The 18285-nt window shown below is 61.2% G+C and carries 21 protein-coding genes and 1 riboswitch; of the genes, 4 read left to right on the forward strand and 17 right to left on the reverse strand.

Annotation, left to right across the window (positions count from 1 at the left end; genetic code table 11):
- The first annotated feature begins 45 nt into the window (after positions 1–45).
- The 3 genes from ACL2XM_RS14410 to ACL2XM_RS14420 all read left to right on the forward strand — a co-directional run bounded on the left by ACL2XM_RS14410 (position 46) and on the right by ACL2XM_RS14420 (position 1502).
- Entirely contained in the window at positions 46–333 is a 288-nt protein-coding gene (locus tag ACL2XM_RS14410) for a YjcB family protein (protein ID WP_410015983.1), read from the forward strand.
- Positions 334–464: 131 nt separating this feature from the next.
- Entirely contained in the window at positions 465–926 is a 462-nt protein-coding gene (locus ACL2XM_RS14415) for a DUF1348 family protein (RefSeq protein ID WP_413731148.1), read from the forward strand.
- Positions 927–1502 (forward strand): TetR/AcrR family transcriptional regulator, encoded by a 576-nt coding sequence (locus ACL2XM_RS14420; protein WP_413731150.1) that lies wholly within the window; start codon positions 927–929, stop codon positions 1500–1502.
- A 67-nt stretch (positions 1503–1569) separates the two neighbouring features.
- Here the strand turns inward: ACL2XM_RS14420 and ACL2XM_RS14425 are convergent, their stop codons facing one another.
- Together ACL2XM_RS14425 and ACL2XM_RS14430 are read right to left on the reverse strand one after the other, a co-directional pair.
- Complete coding sequence (locus ACL2XM_RS14425) at positions 1570–2271, reverse strand: DJ-1/PfpI family protein (protein WP_413733226.1); 702 nt, start codon at positions 2269–2271, stop codon at positions 1570–1572.
- Between the two features lie 60 nt (positions 2272–2331).
- Positions 2332–2889 carry an isochorismatase family protein gene (locus tag ACL2XM_RS14430; RefSeq protein WP_413727027.1) on the reverse strand — a complete coding sequence of 186 codons (558 nt, stop codon included), beginning with the start codon at positions 2887–2889 and terminating at the stop codon, positions 2332–2334.
- A 167-nt stretch (positions 2890–3056) separates the two neighbouring features.
- On the opposite strand from ACL2XM_RS14430, the gene ACL2XM_RS14435 reads away from it, so the two are divergent.
- Complete coding sequence (locus tag ACL2XM_RS14435) at positions 3057–3680, forward strand: glutathione S-transferase family protein (RefSeq protein WP_410015987.1); 624 nt, start codon at positions 3057–3059, stop codon at positions 3678–3680.
- A gap of 26 nt (positions 3681–3706) precedes the next feature.
- On the opposite strand, the gene ACL2XM_RS14440 is transcribed toward ACL2XM_RS14435, so the two are convergent.
- From ACL2XM_RS14440 to moaA, 15 genes are all read right to left on the reverse strand, one after another.
- A complete protein-coding gene (locus ACL2XM_RS14440; protein ID WP_413731151.1) occupies positions 3707–5017 on the reverse strand; it encodes an ABC transporter substrate-binding protein in 1311 nt (436 codons plus the stop codon).
- Entirely contained in the window at positions 5018–6085 is a 1068-nt protein-coding gene (locus tag ACL2XM_RS14445; protein ID WP_413722345.1) for an ABC transporter ATP-binding protein, read from the reverse strand.
- Complete coding sequence (locus ACL2XM_RS14450; RefSeq protein WP_413731153.1) at positions 6085–6909, reverse strand: phosphodiesterase; 825 nt, start codon at positions 6907–6909, stop codon at positions 6085–6087. Before ACL2XM_RS14450 ends, ACL2XM_RS14445 begins: the two co-directional genes overlap by 1 nt.
- 10 nt (positions 6910–6919) lie before the next feature.
- Positions 6920–7750 carry a carbohydrate ABC transporter permease gene (locus ACL2XM_RS14455; RefSeq protein WP_410015991.1) on the reverse strand — a complete coding sequence of 277 codons (831 nt, stop codon included), beginning with the start codon at positions 7748–7750 and terminating at the stop codon, positions 6920–6922.
- The gene (locus tag ACL2XM_RS14460; protein ID WP_413722343.1) at positions 7740–8612 is read right to left on the reverse strand and encodes a carbohydrate ABC transporter permease; all 873 of its coding nucleotides are present in this window, start codon (positions 8610–8612) and stop codon (positions 7740–7742) included. Before ACL2XM_RS14460 ends, ACL2XM_RS14455 begins: the two co-directional genes overlap by 11 nt.
- Positions 8613–8772: 160 nt before the next feature.
- Entirely contained in the window at positions 8773–9438 is a 666-nt protein-coding gene (locus tag ACL2XM_RS14465; RefSeq protein WP_413722342.1) for a DUF1345 domain-containing protein, read from the reverse strand.
- A gap of 419 nt (positions 9439–9857) precedes the next feature.
- Positions 9858–10814 carry a tRNA dihydrouridine(16) synthase DusC gene (dusC, locus tag ACL2XM_RS14470; protein WP_413722340.1) on the reverse strand — a complete coding sequence of 319 codons (957 nt, stop codon included), beginning with the start codon at positions 10812–10814 and terminating at the stop codon, positions 9858–9860.
- A gap of 259 nt (positions 10815–11073) precedes the next feature.
- A complete protein-coding gene (rhlE, locus tag ACL2XM_RS14475; protein WP_413722339.1) occupies positions 11074–12498 on the reverse strand; it encodes an ATP-dependent RNA helicase RhlE in 1425 nt (474 codons plus the stop codon).
- Positions 12499–12735: 237 nt separating this feature from the next.
- Positions 12736–13491: an L-cystine ABC transporter ATP-binding protein TcyN gene (gene tcyN, locus ACL2XM_RS14480; protein ID WP_413722338.1), complete on the reverse strand. Its 756-nt coding sequence runs from the start codon at positions 13489–13491 to the stop codon at positions 12736–12738.
- Between the two features lie 130 nt (positions 13492–13621).
- Positions 13622–14611: a D-cysteine desulfhydrase gene (locus ACL2XM_RS14485; protein WP_413730736.1), complete on the reverse strand. Its 990-nt coding sequence runs from the start codon at positions 14609–14611 to the stop codon at positions 13622–13624.
- A 353-nt stretch (positions 14612–14964) separates the two neighbouring features.
- On the reverse strand, positions 14965–15675 hold the full coding sequence (locus ACL2XM_RS14490) for a Bax inhibitor-1 family protein (protein WP_413722337.1): 711 nt from the start codon (positions 15673–15675) through the stop codon (positions 14965–14967).
- Positions 15676–15800: 125 nt separating this feature from the next.
- The gene (gene moaE / locus ACL2XM_RS14495) at positions 15801–16262 is read right to left on the reverse strand and encodes a molybdopterin synthase catalytic subunit MoaE (RefSeq protein ID WP_410016597.1); all 462 of its coding nucleotides are present in this window, start codon (positions 16260–16262) and stop codon (positions 15801–15803) included.
- Positions 16263–16277: 15 nt separating this feature from the next.
- Positions 16278–16523, reverse strand: a complete 246-nt coding sequence (gene moaD / locus ACL2XM_RS14500; RefSeq protein WP_413730737.1) for a molybdopterin synthase sulfur carrier subunit — start codon at positions 16521–16523, stop codon at positions 16278–16280.
- Positions 16520–17002, reverse strand: coding sequence for a cyclic pyranopterin monophosphate synthase MoaC (gene moaC / locus ACL2XM_RS14505; RefSeq protein ID WP_410016000.1), 483 nt, complete (start codon positions 17000–17002; stop codon positions 16520–16522). The genes moaD and moaC overlap by 4 nt, the downstream gene beginning before the upstream one ends.
- Before the next feature lie 8 nt (positions 17003–17010).
- A complete protein-coding gene (gene moaA / locus ACL2XM_RS14510) occupies positions 17011–17997 on the reverse strand; it encodes a GTP 3',8-cyclase MoaA (protein ID WP_410016001.1) in 987 nt (328 codons plus the stop codon).
- Positions 17989–18129: riboswitch (molybdenum cofactor riboswitch) on the reverse strand. (Overlaps the previous gene by 9 nt.)
- Positions 18130–18285: the final 156 nt, after the last annotated feature.

An 18285-nucleotide genomic window follows, 5' to 3' on the forward strand; every position in this document is an offset into this window, starting at 1 on the left:
AACAGGAGAAAATTACACCATCTTACAAATGGGGGGTTGGTTGTCATGGGTACTCTTGCCGCAGGCTTCGTGATGATGCGCTGGGAATTGCTCAGCGCGGTGATGATGTTTTTCGCCAGCACGTTAAATGTCTTTTGCCGTAAAAGCAGCCACAATGCGCTGGCGTTTATTTTCAGCGGCGTCGGCATCAGCATGGCCTGCTGGTTTGTCACCGGACTGCTGGGTATCACGCTGTCGGTTGAAATGGTGTCCTGGCGCGAAGCCTGGGATAACCTGAAAGATATCGCCACGTATGTGGTTTCCCATACGCCGCCGGAATGGCAGGTAAACTGACCGTCTCCGCCGGCCGTCCCCGGGCGGGGTAGTAGCGCTGACCGCTCCCTGCCGCGGCACAAAAATAGCTTGCCCGGCGCTGTACCGATTGGTACAGTCAGGATTCCCGTTCTCCTGACAAGGCATCCATCATGGCAAACCTGGTCCCTCCCTTTACCCCTGACACCTCCGCCGCTAAAGTCCGTATGGCGGAGGACGGCTGGAATAGCCGCGACCCGCAGCGCGTATCGCAGGTGTATACCCTTGATACGCAATGGCGTAATCGCGCGGAAATCGTCACCGGCCGCGACGAGGTAGTGGCGTTCCTGACCCGGAAATGGGCTAAGGAACTGGATTATCGGCTGATCAAGGAACTGTGGGCGTTTACCGGCGCGCGCATTGCGGTGCGTTTTGCCTATGAATGGCATGACGACAGCGGCAACTGGTTTCGCTCCTATGGCAACGAAAACTGGGAGTTCGATGCCGCGGGGTTAATGGCCCGCCGTTTTGCCTGTATCAACGATCTGCCCATCGCCGACGGCGACCGCAAGTTTCACTGGCCGCTGGGACGGCGCCCGGACGATCACCCCGGTCTGTCCGACTTTGGCCTCTAGATGACCGACCACAACGCGGATAGCGCGGCGCTGATAGCGCAAATAGCCGACGTTTTCCGTGAATGCGGCTTCGAGGGCGCGTCCCTGAGCCGTATCACCGAACGCACCGGCCTGGGCAAAGGCAGCCTGTACCACTTTTTTCCCGGCGGCAAAGACGCCATGGCGGCGGCGGTGCTCACCCAGGTCGAGGCGTGGTTTCACCGCCACATTTTCCAGCCGCTGGCGCGGGATAACGCGCCGGACGCGCTTGACGGCATGTGGCGGGCGGTGGATGCGTATTTCCTGTCCGGACAGCGCATCTGCCTGATGGGGGCCTTTGCCCTGGACGGCACGCGCGATCGATTTGGCCATGCTATCGGCGTGTATTTCCACCACTGGATCAGCGCGCTGCAACAGGCGTTGCAACGGGCCGGCGTCGCAGTTCCGGCGGCGGGCGAACTGGCCGAGGACACCGTCGCCGGTATCCAGGGCGCGTTAACGCTGGCGCGAGCCATGAATGACACCGATCTGTTTATCCGCGGCACGCGGCGGCTGCGGGCACGGCTTATGCTCGCCATACCCTTTCACCATCCTTGATGCCGTCTTGCGTGCCGGCACGGCGGATCGGACCTGTCCGCCGCGCGGCATGGCCGCCTGCGGGCGGTTATTTTCCGTCCCGGGCGGCGAACATGGCGCGGGCCGCTGCTGCAACCACGGGTTGACGCGTCGCCACAGTGGCGGCGATACGCGCCGCCACCGGTTCCCGCACCGATCCGGGGGCGGTTTCCGGCCGGCCGGCGTTAAACGGCGGCGCCGGCGCGTATTCCAGTCCCAGCTGGATAGCCTCGGCGGTCGCCTGGTCGAAGACCTGGTTAATCACCGCCAGCGCAAAATCCATGCCCGCGGTTACGCCGCCGCCGGTGATGATATTACCGTCCTGCACCACGCGGCCCGCGTCGGGTATGGCGCCGAACAGCGTTAACAGATCACGCCAGGCCCAGTGGCAGGCGGCGCGTTTACCCACCAGCAGCCCCGCAGCGCCCAGGATCAGCGACCCGGTACACACCGAGGTGATATAGCGGGCGCCGCCGGCCAGCCGGCGGATATCGGCCATAAACACCGGGTCCGCTATCATCTCGGTACTGCCGGCGCCGCCCGGCACGCAGAGGATATCGCACCGCGCGATAGCCGCCAGATCGGCCAGGCCGGAAAATACCAGGCCGTCGGCGCTTACCGGCCGGCCGGCCGTCGAGGCGGCAATCACCCGGGTATCCGGCAGACGGGAAAAGAACTGGTGGGGGCCGGTGAAATCCAGCTGGGTAACGCCGGGGTAAAGCGGCATGACGATAATCAAGGGCTGCTGCATCATTCTTTCCTCATGACGGTAACCTGTTATCAGTAGGCCTGGCGCGGGACGACTACCGCCTTAAAACTCAATTTCGCCGGCCGGGCGTACGCTGACGCTATGCGGCCCGGCGTTAAATCCGTCCAGCAGGGCATTATGATGGGCGATGATCTGTGCAAAGCCGAGGGCGCCGCTGTCCGCGGTGGTATGGCCGTCGCCGGCCAGGACCACGTCATACCCCAGGGAAACCGCGCGGCGTACGGTGGTATCGACGCAAAACTGCGTCATGCATCCCCCCGCCACCAGGCGCGTGACGCCCAGGCGCTGCAAACAATCGGCCAGATCGGTGGCATAAAAGGAATCGCAGCTGCGCTTATGCACCACGATATCCCCGGGCGCAGGCCCCAGGTCCGCACGGATGCGCCACCCTTCCCCGCCCCGCGCCAGCCGGTGATCGCCGTCGCCGTCGTGCTGCACCAGGATAACCGGCGCCCCGGCGGCGCGCGCCCGCAGCTGCAATGCCGCCAGCCGCTGCGCCACCTCGCCTAACCGCCGATCGAGCAGCGGCTGGCGAGCCGCATCGGCCAGCCCGTGGAGAATATGGTTTTGCATATCAATAATCAGTAATGCCGTGGTCATATTACCCTCTTATGCTGCAAGTTCAGGCGCCGCGCACGGCGGGGAAATGCGCCAACCCGCCGGACGACGGGATAGGCATGGAGCGCGCGGGCTATTTAATCTGGCGAAAAACAATGCCATTATGCCATATCGATCTCACCGGCACCGTGGCGACTAGAAGGACATCTATGCTGAAAATTCTGGGCAAGTCAACTTCCATCAACGTGCGCAAGGTCTTATGGACCTGCGTGGAACTGGGTATCGATTTTGAACGGGAAGACTGGGGCAGCGGATTTAAAGATCCCCATGACCCGGCTTTTCTGGCGTTAAATCCCAATGCCATGGTGCCGGTCATCCTGGACGGGGATTTTGTGTTGTGGGAGTCCAATACCATTATCCGCTATCTGGCCCGGGCCTACCGGGGCGAGGCGTTATATCCGGCGCCGCCGAAAAGCCGGGCGCGGGTGGATCAGTGGATCGACTGGCAGGCCGCCGAACTCAACCCGTCCTGGAGCTACGCCTTCACCGCCCTGGTAAAACGCTTCGCCACGCATAACGACGCGCAGCGCATTGCCGGGTCGATCGCCGCCTGGTCGGGGACGATGACCATCCTCGACCGGCAGTTGGCCGCCACCGGCGCTTACGTGGCGGGAGACGCCTTTACGCTGGCGGATATTCCCATCGGCCTGTCGGTGAACCGCTGGTTCTCCACCCCCATCACCCATCCGGAACTGCCCGCCGTCAACGCTTATTATGAACGGCTCAGCCAGCGTCCGGGCTATCTGGCCCATGGCCGCAACGGGATGCCGTAAGCGGCGCGCGCTGAAATATAAAGTGCTTACGGCAGTTTCAGCGCCGTTTGATCCACATAGGGTTTCATCAGCCCGTCCGCCTCCTGCTGGGCATCGCGCGCCGCGTCGTCCACCTTGCGCGATTTGTCGGTCACCAGCGATGCCAGCTGGTTTTCGATGGCCTGGCGCACCGCCACGGTCTCATAGGTGGCATACCAGGGATACGCGTATTGCAGCTGCTGCAACGCCACCGCCGCGCGCGGGTCCTGGGCCAGGTACGCTTTCATTTCCGGCGTGTCGTAGGCCGCCATGCGCGGGGCGAAATAACCGGTAAAACGGCTCCAGGCGCCGTTGACCTCCGGGCTGACCAGGTAGGTCATAAACCGGTAGGCCGCCTCTTTCTGCGCTTCACTGATACCTTTGAAACTGACCAGGCTGGCACCGCCGATAATAACCGCCTGCCGCTCCTTGGCCGGCAGCATCGCGACCTCCAGGGTGAAATCGCGGCTGTTTTCCCGCATATACCCCAGCGCCCCGGTGCTGAGCAGCGCCATGCCCAGCTTGCCGGAGAAAAACGCGGCGCCTATCTGTTTGGAATTCAATACTCCCGCCGGCATCACCTCATCGCGATACACCATGTTCTGCCAGAACTGCAACGCCCCGCGCGTGCTGGCGCTGTTGTAATACACTTCGCCCGGATAGGCGGCATTATTAAAATTACCGCCGTTGGCGTGGGTCAGCGCCGAGAGCATCCAGCCGCCGTAATCATCGTTGGTGGAAGGGATCATGATGCCCCACTGCCCGGTATTTTTATCGGTCAGCTTTTTGGCATCCGCCACCAGTTCCTCCCAGTCGCGCGGCGGATGGCTGATGCCAGCCTTGGCAAACATGTCCTTGTTGTAATACAGAATCGGCGTGGAGTTGTGGAAGGGAATGGCGTAAGTCTGGCCCATCACCTGGGCGTTTTGTTGTACCGCCGGGAAGAAGTTTTTTTGCAGGAAGTCGGTGGCCGACTGCTTTTGCGGCGCAAATTTAAACAATTCGTCCATCGGCAGGATTTCATTTTTCAGCGCCAGATCGACGGTAAAATTGGCCGACATAATCACCAGCGCCGGCGGCGAACCGGCCTTGGCCGCCGATTCGGCCTTCATTTTGGTGGTGTCGTAGTTGCCGGTAAAAATACCGCGTACCTCCACCTGATCCTGCGACTGATTGTATTCCCTGATGACGCGGGTCATCTCGGTGGTCAGCTTGCCGTCCACCGGCGCCGGGAACATAAAATCAATGGTGTCTTTCGCCAGCGCTCCATGGCTTAACGCCATGCCGGTCAGCATCACTAGCCAGCCATATCTTTTCATTTACTGCTCCTGTAATAAATTGCGTTGGCTCGACACCGCGAACAGATAGCTGTCGCGGGACGAAAAAGAGAGGTTCAGGTCCTGGCCTACGGCGGCAACCGCGCCGCGGTTTTCCCGACGGTACTGCACCCGCCCCGCCGGGGTATCCAGCGTGATAAGGTATTCCGCGCCGTGCAGTTCGCGCCGCAGCACCCGGCCCCGCAGCGCCGCACCCGGTTCCTGCGGGTGTTCCGTCAAATGCTCCGGCCGGATACCGAAAAACACCGCGTCTTCACCATAGTCCGGCAGCCGGGCAATCGATTGCCCCATCAGCCAGACCTGCTGGTCATGCACAGGAAGGCGCAGGATGTTCATCGCCGGCGTACCGATAAAGCCGGCCACGAACATATTGGCCGGCTGCCGGTAGAGCGCCTCGGGCGTGCCCGTCTGCTGCAGTCGCCCGTCGTTGAGCACCGCGATCCGGTCGGCCATGGTCATGGCCTCGATCTGGTCGTGGGTCACGTAGACGGTGCTGGTTTTCAGGGTATGGTGCAGCGCCATGATGCCGTCGCGCACTTCGCCGCGCAGCTTGGCGTCAAGATTGGACAACGGCTCGTCCATCAGGAACAGCGCCGGCTCGCGCACGATGGCCCGGGCCATGGCCACCCGCTGGCGCTGGCCGCCCGACAGCTGCGCCGGCTTGCGATCCAGCAACGCCTGCAGTTGCAGCAGCCCGGCGACCTTCTCGACCCGCTGCGGGAACTGCGCCTTCGGCTCGCCGCGCATTTTCATGCCGAACAGAATATTGTCCCGGACGGTCAGATGGGGAAACAGGGCGTAATTCTGGAAGATCAGCGAAAAGTTACGCTCCCGGGGCGGACGGGCGCTGATATCCACGCCATCGAGCAGAATTTGCCCGCTGGTGGCGCTATCCAGCCCGGCCAGCAGGCGCAGCAGCGTGCTTTTGCCGCAGCCGGACGGTCCCACCAGCACCAGAAACTCCCCGTCCCTGATCTCCAGATCGATATCCCGCAGAACATCGGTCCCGCCAAATTTTTTTCCTAAGCCTTGGACGACAATGGCCGACATCAGAAACCCTCGCCCGGACAACTGATGCGCGAGTCGTAGAGCCAGGGACCGGCGTAATTGGCCAGGGAATGGTAGCTGGTCACCAGGCCGACGCCCGGCACCAGGTTATGCATCATCATGGCTCCCGGCTCCAGGCTGTAAAGCGGACGCGGGTCGGTATGCATGTAGGGCACCTGGTGCACGGTGGCGGGCGCGGAACAAATCAGCGCCTGGCGAAATTGGGTGGCGATCATCCGGTGGACATGGCCGCAGAATACCCGGGTCAGCTGCGGAAACCGTTCTATCAGCGCCAGCAGCGCCTCGCCGTTGCGGCAGGCGATGGGATCCATCTGCGCCGAGCCGAACGCCACCGGCGGGTGGTGCATAAACACATAGCTTTCCTTATCGTCGCGGGAAAGCCTCTTTTCCAGCCAGTCGAGGGTAAAATCGCTCAGGTGCCCCCAGGATGCCCCGGCCACCGATGTATCGATAAACAGCAGACGCACCGGGAACTCATCGACTTCATAGGCCATATTGTCCGGATCGTGGCCCAGCCGCGGGCACAGTCCGCTGAAGGCATCCAGAAACAGGGCCTTATTGTCATGGTTGCCGGGGATCAGATACAGCGGATAGTCAAGCTGGCCGAGGATATGGCGCGCCAGGCGATATTCAGCGGGTTCGCCGCAGTTGACCATATCGCCGGTAATGATGACCGCGTCGGGACGTTCCGCGAGGGCGTTGACCCGGTTGATGATTTCCGCGTTCATGGCGTTAACATCGATAAAATCATACAGCCGGGCGCCCCGGCTGCGGAAATGCATGTCGGACAATTGGGCGAGATACATCGCTATCCCCTTATTTAATACCGGAAAAACCAAAACCACTGAGAAAGTGCTTTTGGCATAAGATAAACGCCACCATCAGCGGCAGGCAGACCATCAGCGAACCGGCGCTGATCATGCCCCACTGCCCGCCGGATTCCGCCCCCATGGCAAAAGACGCCAGCCCCACGGTAAGCACCTGCTTATCGGGATCGTTAAGCACCATCAGCGGCCAGAGAAATTCGTTCCAATGATAGGTAATGGTCACGGCGGCAAACGCCATCAGCGCGGGACGGGTCATGGGCAGCAGCACATACAGCACCACCTGCCACCAGCGGCTGCCTTCCATCAGGGCCGCATCCTCCAGTTCGCGCGGAATATTCAGAAAGGCCTGGCGCATCAGGAAGACGCCGAAGGCCGACGCGAAGTACGGCATCATGGCGCCGGTCAGGGTGTTGAGCAGGCCAAGCTGGTGCAGGGTCATCATATTGGGCACCATCAGCATCACCGGCATGATCATCAGTTGGATCAACAGCAGGTAAAACAGCAGGGTTTTACCGCGGAATTCATGGTAGGCGAACACATATCCGGCGGTGGTGATGGTGACCAGCTGTACCAGGAAGGTCCCCAGCGCGAAAATCAGCGTATTGGCATACAGCCGCAGCCAGTCGGCGCTGTCCCAGGCCCCGGCAAGCGTGGCCAGCGTCAGCGGCCGGCGCGGCACCAACGAGGCCATCGCGGATGAAAAACTGTCCGGGCTGATGGCGGCGGAAAACATCCACAGCAGGGGCGACAGCCACAGGAAAGCGGCGCACGCCAGCAGCAGGGATAAGGTTCGCAGCGGAAACGACGGGTTAGCGCTCATAGTGCACCCCTTTTTCCAGGGTGCGCAGATTCAGGATGGAAATCACAAACAGCGCCACCACGGTAAAAAAGGTAGCGGCCGAGGCTTTGCCGAAATCATGGCTGTTGTTGGCCAGATCCTGGATGTAATACAACAGCACCGAGCTGGCGTGATTGGGTCCGCCCTGGGTCATGATGGCCACATGATCGATTTGGGTAATGGAATACACCAGGGCGATAATGATGACAAAGTTAAGCGTCGGCCTGAGCAGCGGCAGCTGGATGTACCAGAATATCTGGCGTTCCGACGCCCCTTCCATCAGCGCCGCCTCGCGCGGCGACGCGGGCAGGCCTTGCAGAGCGGCCAGGAAAAACAGCATATAATAGCCGGCAAATTTCCAGATGCCGACCAGCGCCAGGGCAAACAGCGCGCTATTGCCCATGCCCAGGTAATTAATGCCCATGGGGCCGGCGACCTTAGCCAGGTAATAGTCCAGCAGGCCCAGGTTGGGAATAAAGATAAAGGTCCAAAGCGTAGCGGCGCTGACCAGCGGGATAATGGTGGGGAAAAAAAACGCCGCGCGCAGCAGCCGGTTGAACCGGGTATTGCGCGCCAGCCAGACCGCCAGCGACAGCGCCAGGATCACGCCGGGCACCACCGTCACCAGGATATAGAGCAGATTATTGCCGACCGAGAGCCAGAATACCCGGTCCTGGAACAGGCGGACAAAATTATCCAGGCCGACAAAGGGCGGGTTATCGGTGGCAAGCCGCGAGTCATACAGGCTATCCACCAGCGAGCGCAACAGGGGAAAATAGGTGAAGCCGGCTAAAAATATCAGGGTGGGCGCGAGCAGCAAATAGGGAAACAGGCGTTTTAACATAAATAGACTTCTGCACAGCTTCAGCAAGTGGCCCCTATGCTAAGGGCCATGCTTGACAGTTTTAAGACAATGAGATGACGGAATCAAGATCCCCGGCCGCGGAAGCTACCGCGCTACGATGCCGGGGCGGCGCCGCAGGCGCCAGGCGATGGACGCAAGGCTATCCCAGCAGGCCGGCGCCGACGTTTATCGACAGGCCGAGGATGGCGAGGTTGAAGATAAAAGAGATGACCGATTGCAGCAGCGCCGCCTTGCGCGCCTCGGTGGTGCCGGTGGCGATATCCGCGGTCTGCGAGGCGACGGCGATGGTGAACGAGAAATAGAGAAAATCCCAGTACAGCGGTTTTTCCGGGTCTTTGGGAAACAGCAACGGCACTTCAGCAACATCCCGATCGCGGTAGAATAGATGGGCATAGTGCATGGCAAACGCCGTGGGCAGCAGCGCCCAGGAGACCACCAGCGTCACGCCGGTCAGGATCAAATGCCAGGCTTTCACCGAACCCGAAAGCTGTTTCACCGTGCTCAGCTCCAGCAGAATCACCAGTACGCTGACCATACAGGTCAAGGTCACCAACGCCAGCACCGTGCTGGCGCTTTCGTCCTGGCGCAAGGCGATGGCGTGCATATCCTCCGGCCCGGCGCGCATCATCTCCCACCACAGGAATACTAAATACAGCCAGGCGAGGGCGTTCCAGCTTATCATCAGGCGCAGCAGCGTGGAAAACTGCGCGGGCAGGCACCAGTAGCAGATCACGCCGGCGGCGATGGCGATCAGCAGCCGGGGCCGCGCGGTAAAATAGTGCTTAACGGGATGGAGAAAACGCATGTGTCTGGCCGGACCTTAGTAAACGTGGCGATAACCGGCTGGCCCGCGGCAAGGGCCCCGGGCACCCGGCACGGCGGGGATGAGCGTAAAATAGAGCCTGCCGGTGAAAAAGACAAGGAACCGCCGGTAATATAGTTCCTTTAACGCCGGATAGGGCCGTGCGAAGGAGGGTGCGGCCGACGTCATGCCGTTAGCGTCCCGGGCGCGGGCCTGATTAGCGTCCCGTGTCCGGATAGAAATCGGTCCGGCGCGGGATAGCCTAGCGCGGCGGGCCTGGCGCCGCCAAACGGACCCGCGCGCCATGCCGGCGGCAAAGCCGGTTTAACCCCGATTAACACCCTGTATAACCATAGCAACACGTTGGCTTGTTGAAGGGAAAAAATGCATATGGCGGCGGTTGCCCGGCGGTGGCGGCATGGTTACGCGCAGCGGCTCCCGGCTTGCGTCTGGCGGCCAATCACCCGGGCGATGTCCGCGGAGGTTTTTAAAACCCTGATGTCGCCAAACAGCGTGGCGGCCTCGTCATACTCCTGGCGCAGGAAACCCAGCCATTGCTTGATGCGCGCCACATGGTACAGGCCGGTGTCGCCCTGCTTTTCCTGGCGCACATATTTTTGCAGCAGATCAACCACGTCCGGCCACGGCATCCTGGGTTCACGATATTTTATTACCCGGCTCAGGTTCGGCAGGCTTAGCGCGCCGCGCCCCAACATCACCGCGTCGCAGCCGGTTACCGCCAGGCAGTCGCTGGCGCTTTTCCCGTCGCGGATTTCACCGTTGGCGATCACCGGGATGGTTAAACGCCGGCGGATTGCCGCAATCGCCGGCCAGTCGATGCATTCCGCTTTGTAACCGTCTTCCTTGGTCCGGCCGTGGACCACCAGTTCAGTGGCGCCCGCCTGCTGGACCGCGTCGGCAATTTCCATGCTGCGGTGCGGGGTATCCCACCCCAGGCGGATTTTTACCGTCACCGGCAGATGGGCCGGTACGGCGGCGCGCATGGCCTTGGCGCCCCGGTAGATAAGCTCGGGATCTTTCAGCAGCGAGGCCCCGCCGCCGCTGCCGTTTACGGTCTTGGAGGGACAGCCGCAGTTGAGATCCACGCCCAGCGAGCCGAGCTGCACCGCGCGCCAGGCGTTTTCCGCCAGCCATTCGGGATATTGACCCAACAGCTGAACCCGCACCGGGGTACCGTCGGGCGTCCGGCTGGCATGATGCAGTTCCGGACAGAGGCGATAAAAGGATTTGACCGGCAGCAGGCTGTCCACCACCCGCAAAAATTCGGTGATGCAGAGATCGTAATCGTTAACCTCGCAAAGCAGTTCCCGCACCAGCGAATCGAGAACGCCTTCCATCGGTGCCAATAATACGCGCATAAAGTACCCGGCCGGAAAGAAGCGCCATAGTAGGTGATGAGGGGTGGCAAAATCAACGCTTTTACCGCCCTGCCCGGCGGCAAATGGCGCCTATAAAAAAACCGCCGCGCTTGCGCGGGCGGTCTGCTGATCGGGTGTCAGGGGTAAATACGGGGCGGATACCGCCGGTCGCATGACCGGATGCCCAACGCGGGTAAGCGGCGCCAGGATCCGCCTGCAACCCTGGGTCAAACCAGGGCTTCAGGCCAGGGGGCGCGGCTTATTTCTTGCCGCGGCTGTCGCGTGCGCCTGAACCCGCGTAAGCGGAGGAACCGCCGGCCGGGCGGCGCGGCGCGGCGCCACGTCCCGGCTGCGAGGCGCCTTCGCCTGTACGGCGGCGCTGGGGCGGACGACCCTCGCGGGCTCCGCCTTCGCGCGCGCTGTTGCCGCTGTCGCGGGCGCCGCCGCCGTTACCGGACGACGGGCCACCGCGGGAAGCGCCGCCACGGGACGGTCCGCCGGAACGGCTGCCGCGGCCGGTTTGCAGCGGCTCGGCCTTAATGGTCGGATCCGGCTCATAGCCGGGCACCGCGATGCGCTGGATCGGTTTTTTCAGCAGGCGTTCGATATCGCGCAGCAGGCCGAGTTCATCAACGCAGACCAGCGACAGCGCCTCGCCGGTGGCGGCGGCGCGGCCGGTACGGCCGATGCGGTGCACATAGTCTTCGGCAATCAGCGGCAGCTCATAGTTGACGACATGGGGCAGCAGATCGATATCCAGGCCGCGCGCGGCGATATCGGTGGCCACCAGCACGCGCACCTGGCCGGCTTTGAAGTCGGCCAGGGCGCGGGTACGTGCGCCCTGGCTTTTATTGCCATGGATCGCCGCCGAAGTGATGCCGTCTTTATTCAGCGCTTCCGCCAGTTTATTGGCGCCATGCTTGGTCTTGGTAAATACCAGCACCTGACGCCAGTCGTGCTTGCCAATCATATAAGACAGCAGCTCGTGTTTGCGCTTTTTGTCCACCAGGTGGACACGCTGTTCAATCTGGTCGGCGGTGATATTGTCGCGTGCGACGGCAACCGCGGCCGGATTGCTGAGCAGGGTATTGGCCAGCACCTTGATGTCATCGGAGAAAGTGGCCGAGAACATCAGGCTCTGTTTTTTCGCCGGCAGCAGTTTCATGACGCGGCGAATATCGTGGATAAAGCCCATGTCCAGCATACGGTCGGCTTCGTCCAGCACCAGAATTTCCACGCTGGACAGATCGACGGCACGCTGCTGCGCCAGATCCAGCAGACGGCCGGGGGTGGCGACCAGCACATCGACGCCGCCGCGCAGCTTCATCATCTGCGGGTTAATGCTCACGCCGCCGAAAACCACCAGCGAACGGATGGAAAGATGGGCGCTGTATTCCACGACATTTTCGCCAATCTGCGCGGCCAGCTCGCGAGTCGGGGTCAGGATCAACGCCCGTACCGGACGGCGACCTTTCACCGCCGGGCTCTGCTGGGTCAGCAGTTGCAGAATAGGCAGGGTAAACGCGGCGGTTTTACCGGTGCCGGTCTGTGCGCTGGCCATGATATCGCGGCCTTGCAGCACAAACGGGATAGCCTGGGATTGTACCGGAGTCGGCTTGTCATAGCCCTTCTCGGATAACGCACGCAAAATCTCGGCACTTAGGCCAAGTGATTCAAATGACATAATAATGAAAAACTCCAGATCCGCCCCGACGTCGCCTGTCCAGTCTGCGCTCAGGGGGATAATCAGATGGGAGGCAAAGCCTTACCATGGTGAACGGACAAAAACTATTGAACGGATTGTAGCAAAATTACCGGCAAAATGGGATGGGTATCAGGTAAATAACTGTAATCTACCCCGCCCAGCCGGCGTCCCGCATGGCTTTTGTTGCTGAAAAACCAGAGAAAAATGCTCTAAACATTAATGGGCATTAATAAACTTATCCAGGAATTGTTTGGTTCGCTCGTGCTCGGGATGGGTAAAAATCGCCTTGGCCGACCCCTGTTCGGTGATAACGCCGTGGTCCATGAATATCGCCCGGTCGGCCACATCGCGGGCAAAGCTCATTTCATGGGTAACGATAATCATGGTGCGTTTTTCTTCCGCCAGCGCGCGGATGGTGTTCAGCACTTCGCCCACCAGTTCGGGATCCAGCGCCGAGGTGGGTTCGTCAAACAGGATCACCTCGGGGCGCATGGCCAGCGCGCGCGCAATGGCCACCCGCTGCTGCTGGCCGCCGGAGAGGCGCTTGGGATAAGCGTCTTCCTTGCCGCTCAGACCCACCTTGGCCAGCAGTTCCCGGGCGCGTTCGATAGCCTCGGCGCGCGGCTCGCCCTTGACGACCACCGGTCCTTCGATAATGTTCTCCAGCACCGTACGGTGGGGAAACAGATTAAAGCTTTGGAAGACAAAGCCCACCTGCTGGCGCAAGGCGCGGATTTGCCGTTTTTGCGCGCTGAGCGGCCTGGCGCCGTCAATGACGATCGACCCGACCTGGATGGTGCCGCTGTCCGGCTCCTCGAGTAAATTGATGCTGCGCAGCAGGGTGGTCTTGCCGGAGCCGCTGGGGCCGACAATGGCCAGCACGTCGCCGGTATTCACTGACAGGTCGATGCCGTTCAGCACCCGTTGGCCGTTGAAGGTCTTGACCAGCTGCTTGACTTCAATAGTACTCATTACGACTCCCGATCGTATCAGCGCGTGTCACTATCCCCGCGGGGCGACTGTTTAAAACCCAGGGCGCAGATTATCATGAGCGCGCGCCGGCCGCATCAGGCAAACGCCGCCGCGGGCGCGGCAACGGCATTTATACGCCGGGATGATAGGCAAACAGCGCCGGCGCGCCGCCGGTATGGATAAATATCACCGGCTCCGGGCCGATGCGTTTTTGGTCGATGGCGTCGATAAGCCCGGCCATGGCTTTGCCGGTATAAACCGGGTCGAGCAACATCCCTTCCAGCCTGGCCAGCAGCTTGACGGCCGCCAGCCCTTCATCGTTCGGCGCCCCGTATCCGGGCGCGAAATAGTCATCCCAAAAATGGATGGGCGCCAGCGGCGCGGTGAATTCCAGCGCGTCGGCCAATTGCCGCTGCAAGGCGGCCACTTTCGGACGCTGCTGCGCGTCGGTCCTGGAAACCGTTACGCCGATAAGCCGGGTTTCCGGCATCAGCGCCTGCAGGCCCAGCGCCAGTCCGGCATGGGTGCCGCCGCTGCCCGAGGCGGTGACGACATAACCGGGGGCGAGCTGGCCGGCGCACTGATGGGCTATTTCCAGCGCGCAGCCGACATAGCCGAGCGCGCCCAGTACATTGGAGCCGCCCACCGGTACCACATAGGGGCGGAACCCTTGCGCTTCCAGGCGTTCGGCGGTGTCGGCCAGTTGCCGATCCGGTTCGTCCAGGGCGTCGCACATTATCACCTCGACGTCGAACAGATCCAGCAGCAGGCGGTTGCCGTTGGTAAGATAATTTTCCGCCTGGGTGCCGATCGGGTTCTCCAGCAGCGCGACGCAGTGCAGGCCGAGCTTAGCCGCTACCGCCGCCGTTTGCCGTACGTGGTTGGATTGAATGGCCCCGGCGGTCAACAGCGTATCGGCCCCCTGGCGCAGGGCGTCGGCGGCGAGAAATTCCAGCTTGCGCAGTTTATTGCCGCCCATGGCCAGGGGCGTGACGTCATCACGCTTAACATAGATTTCCTGTCCCAGGTGCTCGGATAAGCGCGGGAGGAATTCAAGGGGGGTGGGCGGACCGATGAGATCGAGGCGGTGAAAGTTGGCAAGCTGCAGGGATAGATCCATTTTCGGCTTCCTTTAACAGGATCGTTTTTAAGTCGGTGGCGGCGGGCATGCCGTGCCATGGGGTGCTCTCCCTTTAACACGTCTGCTTTAAGCGCGGTGCTGGCGGGCATACCGCGCCATGGGGCGCTCGGTCGGGCGGGAAAACCACGCCCGATTCGACCCCATTGGCACGCTCTCCCTTAACACGTCTGCTTTAAGCGCGGCGTTGGCGGGCATGCCGTGCCATGGGGCGCTCGGTCGGGCGGGAAAACCACGCCCGATTCAACCCCATTGGCATGTTCTCCCTTTAACATGCCTTATGCAGCATCGGTGATCCGTGCCTGGCGCGCCATGGGGCGCCCGGTCGGCCAGTCTTACCGGCGGTTGCCAAAAATACGCAGCAGCATCAGGAACAGGTTGATGAAATCCAGATACAGGGTCAGCGCGCCGACAATGGAATATTTACGGTACTGATCCTTGTCGTCGATGGAAAGCTGGGCGCCCATGTTTTTCAGCTTCTGGGTGTCGTAGGCGGTCAAACCGACAAACACCAGCACGCCGATATAGGTCACCGCCCACATCAGCGCGGTGCTCTTCAGCCAGATATTGACCACCGACGCCAGCACGATGCCGATCAGCGCCATAAACAGCATGCTGCCGAAACCGCTTAAATCACGCTTAGTGGTGTAACCATAGATAGACATCACGCCGAACATGCCCCCCGCCACCACAAAGGTGCCGGCGATGGACGAGGCGGTATAAACGATAAAGATACTCGCCAGCGTCAGCCCGGTCAGGGCGGAGTAGAGCATAAACAGCCCGGTGGCCACCGTGCCGCTGAGGCGGTTGACCATGCCGGAGATCACGAACACCAGCGCCAGCTGGGCGATAATCAGGCCAAAGAAGGTGATCTGGCTGGAAAACACCAGGTTCAGCACCGCCGGCGTGCGGGCGGCGTACCAGGAAACAAAGGCGGTTAATAATAATCCGCACGTCATCCAGCCATAAACCTGGGCCATAAAAGGCTGGATGCCGGCATCAGCGCGTTCAACTATCGAACCCTGGGAACGGGGAAATCGGTCCATGACTGTCACCTTTAACGTAAACGGAAAACACAGGCCGCGAAGGCGACCCACCTGAAAACAGCATACCACAAAAACCGGGGGCCGAATCAAAGGCCCGGCGCAAAATCACCGGTGCGAGGTTCTCTTCAGGAGGCCTGCCACCGGTCAGCGGCCTGGCGATCGCTGTCGCGCGCATCCACCCAGCGGCTGCCCTGGTCGGTGGTTTCACGTTTCCAGAACGGCGCGCGGGTTTTCAGGTAATCCATGATAAATTCGGCGGCGGCGAACGCCGCCCCGCGATGGGCGCCGCTGACGCCGACCAGCACGATCTGCTCGCCGGTGGCCAGCGCGCCGACCCGGTGGATGACCGTGACGCGCCGCAGCGCAAAGCGTTGCCGGGCCTCCGCCACGATTTCCGCCAAGGCCTTTTCAGTCATACCGGGGTAGTGTTCGAGGGTCAGGGTGCTGACTTCGTCGCCCAGGTTGCGGTTGCGTACCTTGCCGGTAAAGGTCACCACCGCGCCGTCGTCAGCGCAGTCCGCCAGCCAGGCGTATTCCCGCGCCATATCAAAGGACTGCGGGCCGACGCTGATACGTGTGTCTGTCATCTCATCCATAGCGGCTCAGCCCCCGGTCACCGGCGGGAAGAACGCCACTTCATCGCCACTGGCCAGCGGATGCTCACGCGGGACCAGCGCCTGGTTTACCGCCGTCAGCAATTGGTCGGCGTCCAGGGCCTGCGCCCAACGGTCGCCGCGCGCCATAAGCGACAGGCGCAGCGCCTCAACGCTTCCGTAGTCATCATCAAGCCGCAGGCTTTCGACCCCCACCCGCTCCCGCACCTGGGCGAAAAACAGCACGGTTATCATAATGCCTCCGCCGTGAAAACGCCGGATTTGCCGCCGCTTTTCGCCAGCAGCCTGACCGGCCCGATAACCATATCCTTCTGCGCCGCTTTGCACATATCGTAAATAGTCAGCGCCGCCACCGAGGCGGCGGTCAATGCTTCCATCTCCACGCCGGTCTTGCCGGTCAGGCGACAGAGGGTTTCGATGCGCACCCGGTGGCGGGCGGTTTCCGCCGTCAGGTGGACCTCGACCTTGCTGAGCGCCAGCGGATGGCAAAGCGGAATCAGTTCCCAGGTGCGTTTGGCGGCCTGGATGCCGGCGATACGCGCGGTGGCGAAGACATCGCCTTTATGATGCTGACCATCGACGATCATGGCCAGCGTCTCCGCGGACATGGTGACAAACGCCTCGGCGCGGGCTTCGCGCAGCGTCTCGGCCTTGGCGGAGACATCCACCATGTGGGCTTCGCCGCTGGCGTTAATATGGGTAAATGATGACATACTCTTCCTTAACCGCCGATAAATGACAAATTGCGGGTACCGCCGGTATTGCCCTCATGCAGGAAATGGGTCTGCTTCTTCAGCCGCAGGCCGCCCGAAATACGATCTTTGAGCCTGTCTAGCCCCCGATCGTCCCCCAGCAGGTCGCGCAGCGGAATGCCGTCCTCGCCGAACAGGCAAAGATGGAGATCGCCGACGGCGGATACCCGCAGGCGGTTGCAGCTGGCGCAGAAATCCTTGGCATAAGGCATGATAAGGCCGATCTCGCCCTCGTAATCCGGATGGCGGAACACCAGCGCCGGGCCGTCGCTGCGTCCGCGCGGCTGAAGTTCCCAGCCCATCGGCTCCAGCCGCCGGCGAATTGTGTCGCCGGAAACATGGCGGGTGCGGAACAACTCGCCGCCGTCGCCGGTTTCCATCAGTTCAATAAACCGTAATTGGATGGGCCGGGTTTTTATCCAGGCGAGAAAACTGTCAAGATGGATATCGTTGACGTTGCGCATCAGCACGGTATTGACCTTGACCTTACTGAAGCCGGCGGCAAAGGCGGCATCGATGCCGGCCATCACCTGGCGGAACTTGTCCTGGCCGGTGATAAGCCTGAACTGGCGCGGGTCCAGGCTGTCGACGCTAACGTTCAGCGCCGTCAGTCCGGCGTCGCGCCAGCCGGCGATATCGCGCTCGAGCCGATAGCCATTAGTGGTAACCGCCAGGGTATGGATTTGCGGATGGGAACGCACGGCGGCGATGATATCGCGGAAATCTCGCCGCAGCGACGGCTCGCCGCCGGTCAGGCGCACTTTTTCCGTGCCCAGTTCGGCGAAGGCCTGGGTGACGCGCCGGATTTCATCCAGCGACAGGAAACTTTTATTGGTATTGCCGTTGGGACGGTAGCCGTCGGGCAAACAATAGGTACAACGAAAGTTGCAGACGTCCGTGACGGACAGGCGCAAATAGTAAAACTTGCGCGCAAACGCATCGATAAGTTCTGGCACCGTTAAACACCTTTCCAAATACGGGAGATGCGGACATTTCTATCCTGCACCCTGGTGGCTGTCGCCACGGCCTGAACGCCATATCGCTCGCAGGAGCCACTTAGGCGTAAAGGCTAGGAGTTGGCCTTCCCGACGCCGTCATCAGCGCGGTAAAACCTGGTTGAAAATTATTCTAGCCCTAATTGTTACTGGACGCTATGGCCGCAAGGAGAAATTTCGCTATATAAACAAATATATAGCGTTGAAATCATGCGACTTTCTCTCCGTCGTTACCCTGGCAATATCATG

The sequence above is a fragment of the Sodalis sp. RH20 genome (assembly GCF_047324205.1).
Taxonomy (GTDB): Bacteria; Pseudomonadota; Gammaproteobacteria; order Enterobacterales; family Enterobacteriaceae; genus Acerihabitans.

What these genes read in the sequence shown, in the direction of transcription:
- dusC (WP_413722340.1), bottom strand. Translation starts at nt 10,814, where the DNA reads ATGCGCGTATTATTGGCACCGATGGAAGGCGTTCTCGATTCGCTGGTG.
- ACL2XM_RS14450 (WP_413731153.1), bottom strand. Translation starts at nt 6,909, where the DNA reads ATGTATCTCGCCCAATTGTCCGACATGCATTTCCGCAGCCGGGGCGCC.
- ACL2XM_RS14430 (WP_413727027.1), bottom strand. Translation starts at nt 2,889, where the DNA reads ATGACCACGGCATTACTGATTATTGATATGCAAAACCATATTCTCCAC.
- moaC (WP_410016000.1), bottom strand. Translation starts at nt 17,002, where the DNA reads ATGTCATCATTTACCCATATTAACGCCAGCGGCGAAGCCCACATGGTG.
- ACL2XM_RS14445 (WP_413722345.1), bottom strand. Translation starts at nt 6,085, where the DNA reads ATGTCGGCCATTGTCGTCCAAGGCTTAGGAAAAAAATTTGGCGGGACC.
- ACL2XM_RS14485 (WP_413730736.1), bottom strand. Translation starts at nt 14,611, where the DNA reads ATGGATCTATCCCTGCAGCTTGCCAACTTTCACCGCCTCGATCTCATC.
- ACL2XM_RS14410 (WP_410015983.1), top strand. Translation starts at nt 46, where the DNA reads ATGGGTACTCTTGCCGCAGGCTTCGTGATGATGCGCTGGGAATTGCTC.
- ACL2XM_RS14420 (WP_413731150.1), top strand. Translation starts at nt 927, where the DNA reads ATGACCGACCACAACGCGGATAGCGCGGCGCTGATAGCGCAAATAGCC.
- ACL2XM_RS14440 (WP_413731151.1), bottom strand. Translation starts at nt 5,017, where the DNA reads ATGAAAAGATATGGCTGGCTAGTGATGCTGACCGGCATGGCGTTAAGC.
- ACL2XM_RS14460 (WP_413722343.1), bottom strand. Translation starts at nt 8,612, where the DNA reads ATGTTAAAACGCCTGTTTCCCTATTTGCTGCTCGCGCCCACCCTGATA.
- moaE (WP_410016597.1), bottom strand. Translation starts at nt 16,262, where the DNA reads ATGACAGACACACGTATCAGCGTCGGCCCGCAGTCCTTTGATATGGCG.
- tcyN (WP_413722338.1), bottom strand. Translation starts at nt 13,491, where the DNA reads ATGAGTACTATTGAAGTCAAGCAGCTGGTCAAGACCTTCAACGGCCAA.
- ACL2XM_RS14455 (WP_410015991.1), bottom strand. Translation starts at nt 7,750, where the DNA reads ATGAGCGCTAACCCGTCGTTTCCGCTGCGAACCTTATCCCTGCTGCTG.
- ACL2XM_RS14415 (WP_413731148.1), top strand. Translation starts at nt 465, where the DNA reads ATGGCAAACCTGGTCCCTCCCTTTACCCCTGACACCTCCGCCGCTAAA.
- ACL2XM_RS14490 (WP_413722337.1), bottom strand. Translation starts at nt 15,675, where the DNA reads ATGGACCGATTTCCCCGTTCCCAGGGTTCGATAGTTGAACGCGCTGAT.
- rhlE (WP_413722339.1), bottom strand. Translation starts at nt 12,498, where the DNA reads ATGTCATTTGAATCACTTGGCCTAAGTGCCGAGATTTTGCGTGCGTTA.
- moaD (WP_413730737.1), bottom strand. Translation starts at nt 16,523, where the DNA reads ATGATAACCGTGCTGTTTTTCGCCCAGGTGCGGGAGCGGGTGGGGGTC.
- ACL2XM_RS14465 (WP_413722342.1), bottom strand. Translation starts at nt 9,438, where the DNA reads ATGCGTTTTCTCCATCCCGTTAAGCACTATTTTACCGCGCGGCCCCGG.
- ACL2XM_RS14425 (WP_413733226.1), bottom strand. Translation starts at nt 2,271, where the DNA reads ATGCAGCAGCCCTTGATTATCGTCATGCCGCTTTACCCCGGCGTTACC.
- ACL2XM_RS14435 (WP_410015987.1), top strand. Translation starts at nt 3,057, where the DNA reads ATGCTGAAAATTCTGGGCAAGTCAACTTCCATCAACGTGCGCAAGGTC.